Genomic DNA, 12281 nt, shown 5'->3' with positions numbered 1-12281 from the left:
CGGCTCACGCACGTGCGCGAAGCGATTCAGCGTGTGAGTGCGGCGTCGATCGCATCCGTCAGATCGCTGAGCTTCGTGAGTTCCAGCGGCTTGCCGTCGAGGACGAAGGTCGGCGTTCCGCGAACGCCCGCCAGCTTGCCGTCGTTCACGTCCTCTTCGATGCGCGAGCGAGTCGCCGGGTCGCTGATCGCAGCGTCGTATGCAGCGAGGTCGAGACCGAGCTCTTCGGCGTAGCCGCGGAACGTGTCCGCGGCAGATGCCTGCTGCTCACCCCAGGCCGCCTGCGTGTCGAACATCATGTCGTGCATCTCGAGGAACTTGTCCTGACGGGCCGCGGCTTCCACGGCAAGTGCCGCGTTCATCGAATTGAAATGACCGGCCAGCGGGAAGTACCGCACGACGTAGTTGATGCGGCCGTCATAGTGCTCGCGCAGCTCCGTGACCACCGGATGGAAGGCCGCGCAGGCCTCGCACTCGAAGTCCAGGTATTCCACCAGCGTCGGGGCGTCCTCCCCCACCCGATCGATCACGTGCGAGTTCGCACGTGTGCCCGGCAGCGCGCCGCTCGTCTCCGCCGACGTGGGTGCAGTCGGTCGATTCAGCAGCACGATGAACACGGCGGCGACGACGAGCACGACGACAACGCCGACGGAGATGAGGGCTGCCTTGACGGATGTCTTCATAGGGTCGGCTCCTGGGGGTCGACGACGGGACAGGATCATCGGCGATCCGATGTGACCGACCCTACGAGTCGTCTCTGAGCAACCGCCCACACGAACCGCCAGGTGCAGCGGTGGGGTGTCTCAGAGGCTTCGGACCAGGCGCCGGATAGGCTTCTCGCTGGCGATTAAGGAGACCACGAGTGCCACAGACCATCGGATTCGACCGCGACGAGTACCTGCGGATGCAGTCGGAGCACATCAACGCCCGACGCGCCCAGTTCGGCGGAAAGCTCTACCTCGAATTCGGCGGCAAGCTGTTCGATGACTTCCACGCCTCTCGTGTGCTGCCCGGGTTCACGCCGGACAACAAGATCGAGATGCTCATGACGATCGCCGACGAGGTCGAGATCGTAATCGCGGTCTCCGCGAAGGATCTCGCCTCCAGCAAGGTGCGCGCGGATCTCGGCATCTCGTACGAGGCCGATGTGCTCCGGCTGATCGACGAGTTCCGTGCGAAAGGTCTCTTCGTCGGCAGCGTGGTCATCACCCAGATCGGGGATGGAGACCGCGCGTCCAGCGCGTTCAAGCGCAAGCTCGAGCGACTGGGCCTGAAGGTCTACCGCCACCACCTCATCAAGGGCTATCCGAACGATGTCCGCATGATCCTCAGCGAGCAGGGCTTCGGGAGAAACGACTACATCGAGACGTCGCGCGACGTCGTGGTGGTCACCGGCCCCGGGCCCGGCTCCGGGAAGATGGCGACCTGCCTCTCGCAGATGTTTCATGACCACGCCCGCGGCGTCAATTCGGGATACGCGAAATACGAGACGTTCCCGATCTGGAGTCTTCCGCTGAACCATCCGGTCAACATCGCCTATGAGGCGGCGACGGCGGATCTTGACGATGTGAACATGATCGACCCGTTCCACCTCGCGGCGTACGGCGAGCAGGCCGTGAACTACAACCGTGACGTCGAGGTGTTCCCGGTTCTGAACCGTCTGTTCGAAGAGCTCACCGGCTCCTCGCCGTACCGCTCCCCCACCGATATGGGCGTGAACATGGCGGGGCACTGCATCAGCGACGACGAGGTGTGCCGCGAAGCCAGCCGGCAGGAGGTGCTCCGTCGCCATTTCAAGGCACTCGTCACCGAGCGCCGCGAGGGGCTGGACCCCGATGCATCGGATCGGATCGCGCTGCTCATGGGGCAGCTGGGTATCTCCCAGACGGATCGGCCGGTGGTGCAGCCCATACGCGATCTCGCCAAGAGTTCACGCGGCCCAGCCGCAGCGATCGAGCTCCCGGACGGCACGATCGTGACCGGTCGCACCTCTCCCCTGCTCGGCGCGAGCTCCGCCGTGTTGCTGAACGCGCTCAAGGTGCTCGCCGATCTGGACGACGAGGAGGCCCTCCTCGCCCCGGAGACCATCGAGCCCATCCAGGCCCTCAAGACCCGTCATCTCGGCAGCCGGAACCCGCGTCTGCACACGGACGAGGTGCTGATCGCACTCGCGGTGGGAGCGACGACGAATCCGGCGGCGCGCGCGGCGCTGGACCAGCTCTCGCGGTTGCGGGGCTGCGAAGCACACACCTCGGTGATTCTGGGTTCGGTGGACGAGGGCATCTTCCGCAGCCTCGGCGTGAATGTGACAAGCGAGCCGGAGTATCAGACGCAGAACCTCTACCGGAAGCGCTGACCGGCCGACCGGCTCGCGCAGCCGGTTCGCACAAGCCCGAACAAACACGGCGCGGGCCGTGCCTGAGTTTCCGCTGAGAGTGTAACGTTCGTCCTACTCCCGGAAAGGACGCAACATGTCTGACAACACTCTCTCCGACCGCGTGCAGTCGACAGCCAAGCGGGTCCGCCTGTGGCTGGGTATCGGCGGCGCTCTGGCTCTGATCACGGGCATCATCATGCTCGTCTGGCCTGGAAGTGCCGTCGTCGCGGTGACGATGGTGCTCGCCTTCTACACGCTGCTCACCGGCATCGTGTACGCCGTGATCGGCTTCACGGCGCCCCTCGCGGGCGTGTGGTCCCGCATCGGACACGTTCTGGTGGGCGTGCTCTTCATCGTGGCCGCCATCGTGGCGTTCGCGAACCCGTCGACGACATCTGTGATCGTCGGCGTCATGGTGGTGACCTTCATCGCTATCGCGTGGATCTTCGAAGGTGCAGCAGCGCTCGCGTCTCTGAACCTGTCGCCCTCGAAGGGGTGGACAGTGTTCTACGCGATCGTGTCGATCCTCGGTGGTATCGCCCTGCTGTTCTCCCCGCTGATCGGCCTCCAGGTGATCGTGCTGTGGATCGCGATCACCCTGATCGTCATGGGCATCGTGCAGATCGTTCGGGCCTTCACCCTCGGTCGCGGCTGATCGCGCCGACGAAGAAGGCGCTGTCACCATACGGTGACAGCGCCTTCTTCGTGCCGGTGCCGGTGCCGGTTACTCCGCGACGAAGCCGCTGGCGTCGCCCGTCAGGCGCGTGTGGTCCGCCGGAACGGGCTCGACGGCCGCGCGAGCGACCTCCGCCGCGAACTCGGCGACGTTGAGCAGCTTGCCTGCGGACTCGCGCCGTGCCTCGATGGCCCCGGGGTTCGCACGCTCCAGGAGGGTTGCGGTGATGGTGCCCTCGATCATGTCGCCGGAGACCACGACGAACTCGAAGCCGCGCTCCTCGATGGCCGGGATGAGCTCGCGCAGCGCGTCTTCACCTGCGCGCTTGGACAGCGCCACGCCCTCGTACTCGGGCATCGTGGGCGTCGTGCGGATGAAGTGCGCCTGGTGGCTGGTGACGAAGACGATGCGTGCGCCGGGGTTCAGAACATCCAGCGCCGCCGTCAGAGCATTGACCTGGGCGTCACGGTTGAGCTTCAGGGCGTAGTCCTCGGCCATGCCGCCCTCCATGCCGCCGGACGCGTTGAGCACGAGGATGTCGATCCCCCCGAACACGTCCTTTGCCGCACCGAGCATGTCCGCGACGGCAGCGTCGTCGGTGAGGTCTGCTCCGGCCACGAGCGTGCCGACGCCGAGCTCCGCCAGCTCGTTCGCGAGCTTCTGAGCGCGCGGGGCCTTATTGCGGTAGTTGATGACGACGTTCGCGCCGGCCTCCGCGAAGTAGCGCACGGTGTCCGCTCCGATGCCACGGGACGAGCCGGTGACCAGGGCGGTCTTCCCATCGAGAGAGCCGGGGGCGAGGATCTGGGACACGAGTACTCCTTGGACGTGTGCGGGTGCGCGATCGCGCGTGAACACCACGCTATCAAGAGGCTGCTGCACCCTCGGGGACCGCGGCCATCTGATAGTTTCCTGTAGGAGAGGGGGTTCTCCCAATGGACATCACCACACTGCTCCAGTTCGCCTGGGTCGCCTGGCTCGTGCTCATCGTTCTCTTCCTCGTCATCGAGATGTTCACGCTCGAGTTCACGTTCCTCATGCTGGGCATCGCCAGCCTGCTCGGGCTCGTCACGGCCCTGTTCGGCGGACCGCTGTGGCTGCAGCTCGTGCTCGCCGCCGTCGCCGGCCTGCTGCTGATCCTGCTGCTCAAGCCGCCGCTGCTGCGACGCCTGCGACGCGGTGCGGACGAGGCGAAGAGCAATGTCGATGCGCTCATCGGCATGGCAGGCATCGTCGTGCAGACGACGACGGCTACCGAGGGGCGCGTGAAGCTCAGCAACGGTGACGTCTGGACCGCTCGCACCCACGGGTTGCCCCTTGCGCCCGAGACACCGGTGACGGTGACCGTCATCCGCGGCGCACTCGCCGAAGTGGTGCCGGCACGCGTCGAGGGCACGTACGCCTGACGCGCCGATTACTCGAAAACACGCCCCCGAACAGGTCTCGTCGCGTCTGACGAGGCAGAACCCCGAGGAAAGGAGGGCGCACTCATGAACGACATCTCCGTCGGTACGGTCGTCGGCATCATCGTCGGCATCGTGCTCGTCATCGTGGTCATCGTGATCATCGCCCGATCCATCCGGATCATCCCGCAGGCCACAGCCGGCATCGTGGAGCGCCTGGGGCGCTACCACAAGACGCTCAGTCCTGGTCTGAACGTGCTCGTGCCGTTCATCGACCGTCTCCGCCCGCTCATCGACGTCCGTGAGCAGGTCGTCTCGTTCCCGCCGCAGCCGGTGATCACCGAGGACAACCTGGTCGTCTCCATCGACACGGTGGTCTACTTCCAGGTCACCGACGCGCGCGCCGCCACCTATGAGATCGCGAACTACCTGGGCGCTGTCGAACAGCTCACCACCACGACGCTGCGTAACGTCGTCGGTGGCCTCAACCTCGAAGAAGCGCTCACCAGCCGCGATCAGATCAACGACCAGCTGCGTGCCGTCCTCGACGAGGCGACGGGCAAGTGGGGTATCCGCGTGTCCCGTGTCGAGCTGAAGGCCATCGACCCGCCCGTCTCGATCCAGGACTCCATGGAGAAGCAGATGCGTGCCGAGCGTGATCGCCGCGCCGCGATCCTCACCGCAGAGGGAACGAAGCAGTCGGCCATCCTCGAAGCGGAGGGCTCTCGCCAGGCGGAGATCTTGCGCGCAGAGGGTGACAAGCAGGCTGCGGTGCTCCGGGCACAGGGTGAAGCAGAAGCTATCGAGACCGTGTTCAACGCGATCCACGAGGGTCAGCCGGACGACAAGCTCCTGGCGTACCAGTACCTGCAGACCCTCCCGAAGATCTCCGAGGGCTCGGCCAACAAGCTCTGGATCATCCCGAGCGAGCTCACCGAGGCGGTCAAGGGCATCGCCACGGGGTTCACGGGCGGCGCCTCTCCGTCTTCGTGGACTCCCCCGAAGCCCAAGCCGAAGCCGACGGCTCCGGGATCGGCACAGGCTGCCCCCGCTACGCGCGCTGAGGCGGCCGCGCAGGCGGCTGCGGACACTCCGGTGGTGCCTCCGTCGGCCCTCCCGCCGTCGGAAGCGGTCGTCGACGGTGTCGTGCAGGATCCGGTGATCCCCGAGCCCGAGGTCATCCCGCCCGTGGATGAGCCGCCCGCGATCGACTTCGGTCAGAACCCGCCGGCATGACCCATCCGTATCTGCAGTTCGCGCCTCAGCCGCGCGTTCTCGCCCACCGAGGCCTCGTCACACCAGACGAGGCCTCGGCCGGTGTTGCGGAGAACACGCTGGCCGCGGTCGCGGGCGCCCAGGCCGCCGGAGCGCACTACGTCGAGCTGGACTGCCACCTCACCGCGGACGGGGAGGTGGCAGTCTTCCACGATCAGAAGCTCACCCGGGTGACCGGCGACGATCGTCGGGTGCGCGATGTGACGCGGGCGGAGCTCAGCGCCATCATGGCCGACCGCGGTGGCCTGATCACCCTTCGCGATCTGCTGGAGACCTTCCCGGAACTGCGATTCAACGTCGACGTGAAAGTTCCGGAAGCCGCGGAGCCAGCCGGACGCATCATCGCTGCGCACGCGGACCGCGTGCTGCTGACCAGCTTCGACGACGCGGCGCGACTGCGGGCGCTGGCCGCCTGTCGTAGTGTCGGCGGCTCCCCCGCCACCTCGCCGGGACGATCGATCATGATCCAGCTGGTGCTCGCCCTCGCCCTGCGCCAGGGCGCACGGGTGCGGCGGATTCTCGCACCGCTGGATGCTCTCCAGATCCCGGTGCGGATGAGCGGCGTCGCGGTGTTCACGCCCCGGCTGCTGCGCGCCGCGCATGATGCTGGTGTCGAGGTGCACATCTGGACGATCAACGACGTCACCGAGATGCGCCGTCTCATCGCCTCCGGCGCTGACGGCATCGTCACGGACCGCGCCGACCTGGCGCTGCGCGCTCTCGGCTGAGATCCGGGCATTTGAGCGCTTATACCCCGAACATCCTTCGCTGGAGCTGTACGTAGGCTGGGAGTTCTGCGGTGGTTCCTCCCCTTCCGACCATCCGCCCAGGCTGAAGGGCTATACCTGAGTGTCGAGGAGAGGATTCACCATGGCAGAACGCAGCCTTCGCGGTATCCGACTCGGCGCCCAGAGCCTCCAGAGTGAGGACGGCGTCGTGCTGATGGACCGCGCACAGTTCACCTACAAGTGCACGCAGTGCGATCGTGACACCACTCTGACCTTCGCAGCCGACGCTGAGCCGCCGGCGACGTGGGAGTGCCGTACCTGTGGTGCCGAGGCGCGCCTGCAGGTCAACGGCAAGGCCGTGGAGGTCGAGCAGGCCGATGAGAAGGCCGCTCGTACCCCGTGGGACATGCTGCTGGAGCGCCGCACGATCGAGGAACTCGAAGAGGTGCTCGCAGAGCGTCTGGAGTTCGTGCGCCAGCGCCGCGGCGGTGCCGCAGCCTGATCGGCCCGAGCCGAGAAGAGAAGTCACGAGGCGTCGCCCCCAGGGCGGCGCCTCTTCTCATGCTCGCCGACGGACGCGTGCGATGAGTCCGGCGACGCCGAGCGTGAGAAGGCTATCGGCGAACAGCACGAGCTGGATCGTCGATCCGAAAAGGACGGCCGGGGTGAGCCCCGTCCGGAGCGGAACGTCGGTGATCATGGCACCGGCCTCGGCGGCGGGGAGCTGATCGAGGGTGGCTCCATCGGGAGAGATCACCTGACTGGTGCCGACGGTGCTGATGTTCACCACGCTGCGCCCCGTCTCCACGGCCCGCATGCGGGCGAACGCCAGCTGCTGGAGGTTCTCATCCGTGCCACGGAAGTCCGCGTTGTTGGTCTGGAACATGAAGACCTCGGCACCGTCTGAGGCACCCTCCCAGATGACGCTGTCGTAGATCACGTCGAAGCAGATGGCGAGGCCCACTCCCACACCGTCGACGTTCATGTAGGGGGGATTCGTGCCGGGTGTGTACTCCCGCCCGATGAGGCCGATCAGGTCCGGCACGATCGCCTCGTAGAACGCGCGATCGGGCACGTACTCGCCGAAGGGCACCGGGTTGCGCTTGTCATGCAGTTGGACGGCGCCGGCGTCACCGTCCCAGAGCATCGACGTGTTGAAGATGTCATCGCCCCGCGTGGTGGCGGCGTTCACCAGCAGCGGCGCATCGATGCGTGTGCTCAGCCGGCTGAGCACCCGAGCCGTGGTGTCGTTGTTGAGCGGGTCGGAGTCGATCCCGCCCTCCGGCCACAGCAGCAGATCCACCCGGTCCTTCAGCACCGGTGCGGTGGCATGCAGCTGCGCCTGGATCACCGCATTCGGGGTGCGATCATCGAAATAACCGGTGGGTCCGTTGCCCTGCACGCTGCCGACGCGCATCGCACCGGCGTCGCTCGTGGGGAACTGCGGGACCGCGAAGAGCACCACCAGGCCCACGGCCACAGGGACCAGGGATACCGGCCGGAACCCGAACGTGCGGTGAACGCGGACGACCTCGATCGCCGCCGAGGTGACCGCGACCATCAGGAAACTGAGCCCGCTGACCCCGACCCAGCTCACCAGGTGGGCCAGGGGGCTCTCGGACTGGCTCATGCCGATTCGCGCCCATGGGAACCCCGTGTACGGCCAGGATCCCTGGAAGAGCTCTCTCGCTGTCCAGAGTCCACCGACGAGGAGCGGAAGCGCGACGAGACGCCCCCAGCGTCCGGGAACAACACGCGGCAGCCATCGATAGGCGAGTGAGATGAGGACGGATCCGGCCGCGACGAGCGCGGCCTCCAGCAGCGCCAGTGCGAACCAGGGAATCGGACCGAGGTAGCGGGTGATCCACATGATGTGGACGAGGAAGAAGGAGGTTCCGAAGACGAAGCCCACGAGCAGCGCCGCCCACGCCCCGCGGCCGATCAGCGGGAGCAGGGAGAGCCCGATTCCGAGGAACGCCACAGGCCAGATCCCGAGGGACGGATAGGCGGCATCCAGGACCGGTCCCGCCACCGCCGCGACGACAAGGGCTGCCCAGAGCGGGAGCACGGGGTGGCCGACGCGCTGGCGCCGGGCGTCGCGACGTGCCGTTCTGCGATCCGCGCGATCCACAACGTCGGAAGCATCGGCGGGCGCAGCAGTTTCGGGCACCGCAACAGCCTAGGCTGATCCGCTCAGAGACCGGTGTACGCCACGATGCCGCGGCGGATGGCATCCAGAGCCCGTCGCGCGGTCGTGGCGAGCTCACCGTCGGCCACCATGCCGATCTGGTCGAGCAGGTCGATGGTCTGCTTCGTCCAGCGTACGAAGTCGCCGGCGGCGAGGTCGGCCTCGTCGAGCACGCGGTCCAGCAGCGCGCCACGCGCCCAGGAGTGCATCGCCTGGGCGATGCCCGTTGCGGGCGGTTCCGACCCAGGCAGCTGGTGGTCGCGTTCCAGGTCATCCAGCTCCGCCCACAGCTTCTGCGTCTCGGTGAGCGCAATACGGAATGCACCGCGGGGCAGCCCGCGCTCCGAGCCGCCTTCCTCACCGCGTCGCGGCTCGTACACCAGCGTGCTGGCCAGGGCCGCCAGCGAGGGGGCGTCAAGATTTCGCCAGAGGCCGGTTCGCAGGCACTCCGCCACCAGCAGGTCACGTTCACCGTAGATCCGCTGCATCCGTGCACCAGCGTCGGTGATCACGGCCTGACCGTCATCGTCGGTGCGGACGTAGTCCATGATCTCGAGGACATCGACCACGCGGTCAAAGACGCGGGCCACGGTTCCGGTGCGCGTGGCGATCTGCTTGCGCATGCGGTCCACATCGCGTTTGAGCTTCCAGTACCGTTCTGCCCAGCGCGCGTGGGCCTCGCGATCGGGGCAGCTGTTGCAGGCATGCCGCTGCATCGCGGTGCGGAGGCTCGCGATGCGCTTGAGACGCTTCTCCCGCTTGCCTCGAGGCGCGGTCACATCCGCGCGGTTCTGCTTCTCGAGGTCGCTGAGCTCACGGCGGATCGACGAATACTGCAGGAAGTCACCGCGATCGCAGGTCATCGCGCTGCGGTATCCCGCGAGCGACTCCTCCGCCTCACGGACCTTCGCGGCCACACCGACGACCGACCGATCAGCCTGGAACTGCGCGAAGGACGACTCCAGGATCTCCCGCGCCCGCCCGCGACCGAACTGGTCGATCAGGTTGACGGCCATGTTGTAGGTGGGGCGGAACGAGGAGTTGAGCGGATACGTCCGTCTCGAAGCGAGAGCCGCGACCGATTGCGGGTCCAGCGCGTCATTCCACTGGATCACCGCGTGTCCCTCGACGTCGATGCCTCGCCGTCCGGCTCGTCCGGTGAGCTGGGTGTACTCCCCCGAGGTGATGGCCACCCGCGCCTCGCCGTTGAACTTCTCGAGCTTTTCCAGCACCACCGTGCGCGCCGGCATGTTGATCCCCAGGGCCAGCGTCTCCGTGGCGAAGACCACCTTCACGAGCTTGCGCTGGAACAGTTCCTCGACGGTCTCCTTGAATGCAGGCAGCATGCCGGCATGGTGCGCGGCGACACCCCGCTCGAGGTCGTTCAGCCACTCGAAGTAGCCGAGCACGCCGAGGTCCTCGTCGGGGAGCGATCGGGTGCGCGCCTCGACCACACGGCGGATCTCAGCGCGCTCCTCCCCCGTTGTCAGCCGGATACCCGAACGGCGGGTCTGGGCGACCGCGGCATCACAGCCCACACGGCTGAAGATGAAGAAGATCGCGGGTAGCAGTGAGTCGCGCTCCAGCAGCCGGATCACATCCGAACGGTCGAGCCGGTCGGCGCGCGCGGTGCTGTGGCGCTGGTAGGTGGGTTTGCCGCGCCGGCCCTGCGACTTCCCGTGCTGCGTGCGGCGGTTGTTCTCGTACAGGGCGCTGCGACCCTGCCGAAGCAGTTCCCGGTTCACCTCGTGGGCGGCGGCGGAGCTTCGCTCGTCGAACAGCGGGATGAGGTCCCCACGGAACAGGACATGCTGTTCCAGCGGTACGGGGCGGATCTCCGACACGATGACCTCGGTGTCACCGCGGACGGTGTCGAGCCAGTCCCCGAACTCCTCGGCGTTGGAGACGGTTGCGCTGAGTGCGACCACCTTCACCTCGGTCGGGAGGTGGATGATCACTTCTTCCCAGACGGCGCCGCGAAAGCGATCAGCGAGGTAGTGCACCTCGTCCATGACCACGTACCGCAGGTCCTGGAGCGCCGGCGAATCGGCGTACAGCATGTTCCGCAGCACCTCTGTGGTCATGACGACGATGCGTGCCCCGGCGTTGATGTTGGTGTCTCCCGTGAGCAGACCGACGTTGTCGGCTCCGTAGACGTCCTGCAGCTCGCGGAACTTCTGGTTCGACAGCGCCTTCATCGGCGTGGTGTAGAACGCCTTGTCGCGCGAGGTGAGCATCGCCAGATGGATGGCGAACTCCCCCACGATGGTCTTGCCGGCCCCCGTCGGCGCGGCGACCAGTACGCCGTGACCATCCTCCAGCGCCTCACATGCCGCGATCTGGAACGGATCGAGCGCGAAGCGCTGCAATGCGGCGAAGGACCGGGTGAGGGGGTGCGGCCGGCCGGCGGCCGCACCGGCGGAGATCTCCGAAGGGGAACTCACGCAGGCGACTCCGCGGCCATGAAGGCATCCATTCGTTTGCGCTTCCGCCGATCGAACAGCAGGCACACCAGCGCGGCCAGGAAGTACAGCACGATCAGGATGCCCGCGAGCAGAAGCATCGAGGTGACATCGGCGCCCGGCGTGGTGACCGCCGCGAAGATCGTGGCGATGAGGATCGCCACGCGCCACCCCTTGAGGATGTCGCGACCGCTCATGATGCCGGTGAGGTTGAGAGCCACCAGGAACACCGGAATCACGAAGGCGACGCCCACCGCCAGAAGCAGCTTGAACATGAAGTCGTAGTAGTACGCATAGTCGTACAGCGCGTTGACGCCTTCGGGCAGGAACGAGGCCATGATCTCGACCACATGGGGCGCGACGGAGAATCCGACGTAGCAACCGAGGAAGAACAGCGGCACCGCGGCGAGCGTGAAGCCGAGCGTGTAGCGCTTCTCCTTCTTCGTCATCGCCGGCATGATGTACGCCCAGATCTGCCACAGCCACACCGGTGCCGCGAGGAAGATCGCGATGGAGAAGGCGACCTTCATGCGGAGATCGAATGCACCGGTGACGGTCTGGATCATGAGTCCGGTGGAACCGGGATCAGTGTCGCCGCGATTCTCCCGGACGAGCTCGATGGGACGCGAGAGCACGTCCAGGACGAGGCCGCTGAAGATAAAGCCGATGACCGCAGCGATGAGAATCGCCGCCGCGCAGATCATGATGCGACGACGGGCCTCGCGGAGGTGCTCCCCCAGCGACATGCGCTTCTCGCCAGGGGGCGCCTCGACCGCGGCGTCGTCGATGGGCGGTGTCGCCATAGGGCGTCAGGCCGCGGGATCGGTGGGCTTCGCAGCCGTTCCGTTGATGACAGTGCCGTCGGAGACGCCGTTCAGCGTGGCTCCGGGGGTGGCGTTCGGTGCCGGCGTGTCGGCCTGGGAGGCTGCGCGCTGCGCGTCGTCTTCCTTCATCGCGTTCATTTCGCCCTTGAATGCACGCGCCGACTGACCCATGCTCTTGGCGAGCGCGGGAAGCTTGGCAGCTCCGAACAGCAGCAGGATGACGGCGAGAACAAGCAGCAGGTGCCATCCGGTGAGGTTACCGAGCATGTGTGGTCTCCGTTCGTGAAGTCTGTGTGCAGTCTAACCCGCATCCTCGCCGACATGCCCGGACCGGGCAGATGGAAAGGA

General features: G+C 66.6%; 12 protein-coding genes. 6 read left to right on the top strand and 6 right to left on the bottom strand.

All coding sequences use genetic code 11. From position 1 onward, the window contains the following. Window positions 1–26: 26 nt before the first annotated feature. Complete coding sequence (locus tag LQ566_RS03155) at window positions 27–683, bottom strand: DsbA family protein (protein WP_231090142.1); 657 nt, start codon at window positions 681–683, stop codon at window positions 27–29. Between the two features lie 179 nt (window positions 684–862). On the opposite strand from LQ566_RS03155, the gene LQ566_RS03150 reads away from it, so the two are divergent. After that, the gene (locus LQ566_RS03150) at window positions 863–2356 is read left to right on the top strand and encodes a DUF1846 domain-containing protein (RefSeq protein WP_308070502.1); all 1494 of its coding nucleotides are present in this window, start codon (window positions 863–865) and stop codon (window positions 2354–2356) included. A gap of 115 nt (window positions 2357–2471) precedes the next feature. Beyond that, window positions 2472–3032, top strand: coding sequence for an HdeD family acid-resistance protein (locus LQ566_RS03145; RefSeq protein ID WP_231090141.1), 561 nt, complete (start codon window positions 2472–2474; stop codon window positions 3030–3032). Between the two features lie 69 nt (window positions 3033–3101). On the opposite strand, the gene LQ566_RS03140 is transcribed toward LQ566_RS03145, so the two are convergent. Further along, window positions 3102–3866 carry an SDR family oxidoreductase gene (locus tag LQ566_RS03140; RefSeq protein WP_231090140.1) on the bottom strand — a complete coding sequence of 255 codons (765 nt, stop codon included), beginning with the start codon at window positions 3864–3866 and terminating at the stop codon, window positions 3102–3104. 122 nt (window positions 3867–3988) lie between these two features. Here LQ566_RS03140 and LQ566_RS03135 point away from each other — a divergent pair, with 122 nt between their 5' ends. From LQ566_RS03135 to LQ566_RS03120, 4 genes are all read left to right on the top strand, one after another. Continuing rightward, window positions 3989–4459, top strand: coding sequence for an NfeD family protein (locus LQ566_RS03135; protein WP_231090139.1), 471 nt, complete (start codon window positions 3989–3991; stop codon window positions 4457–4459). Window positions 4460–4543: 84 nt separating this feature from the next. After that, complete coding sequence (locus LQ566_RS03130; protein WP_231090138.1) at window positions 4544–5692, top strand: SPFH domain-containing protein; 1149 nt, start codon at window positions 4544–4546, stop codon at window positions 5690–5692. Then, the gene (locus tag LQ566_RS03125; protein ID WP_231090137.1) at window positions 5689–6459 is read left to right on the top strand and encodes a glycerophosphodiester phosphodiesterase family protein; all 771 of its coding nucleotides are present in this window, start codon (window positions 5689–5691) and stop codon (window positions 6457–6459) included. Before LQ566_RS03130 ends, LQ566_RS03125 begins: the two co-directional genes overlap by 4 nt. 142 nt (window positions 6460–6601) lie before the next feature. Further along, on the top strand, window positions 6602–6961 hold the full coding sequence (locus tag LQ566_RS03120) for an RNA polymerase-binding protein RbpA (RefSeq protein ID WP_231090136.1): 360 nt from the start codon (window positions 6602–6604) through the stop codon (window positions 6959–6961). A 57-nt stretch (window positions 6962–7018) separates the two neighbouring features. Here LQ566_RS03120 and lnt read toward each other — a convergent pair whose 3' ends face one another. The 4 genes from lnt to tatA form a co-directional block, all read right to left on the bottom strand. Further along, a complete protein-coding gene (gene lnt / locus LQ566_RS03115) occupies window positions 7019–8590 on the bottom strand; it encodes an apolipoprotein N-acyltransferase (RefSeq protein ID WP_372459788.1) in 1572 nt (523 codons plus the stop codon). A gap of 62 nt (window positions 8591–8652) precedes the next feature. After that, on the bottom strand, window positions 8653–11091 hold the full coding sequence (locus LQ566_RS03110) for a DEAD/DEAH box helicase (protein WP_231090135.1): 2439 nt from the start codon (window positions 11089–11091) through the stop codon (window positions 8653–8655). Beyond that, a complete protein-coding gene (gene tatC / locus LQ566_RS03105) occupies window positions 11088–11912 on the bottom strand; it encodes a twin-arginine translocase subunit TatC (RefSeq protein ID WP_231090134.1) in 825 nt (274 codons plus the stop codon). The genes LQ566_RS03110 and tatC overlap by 4 nt, the downstream gene beginning before the upstream one ends. A 6-nt stretch (window positions 11913–11918) precedes the next feature. After that, window positions 11919–12200 (bottom strand): twin-arginine translocase TatA/TatE family subunit, encoded by a 282-nt coding sequence (gene tatA / locus LQ566_RS03100; RefSeq protein WP_231090133.1) that lies wholly within the window; start codon window positions 12198–12200, stop codon window positions 11919–11921. Window positions 12201–12281: the final 81 nt, after the last annotated feature.

It is taken from the genome of Microbacterium nymphoidis, from assembly GCF_021044885.1.
In the GTDB taxonomy this organism is placed as follows: Bacteria; Actinomycetota; Actinomycetes; order Actinomycetales; family Microbacteriaceae; genus Microbacterium; species Microbacterium nymphoidis.
Note: the sequence above shows the minus strand (reverse complement) of the source record. Positions and strands in the feature narration are given on the sequence as shown.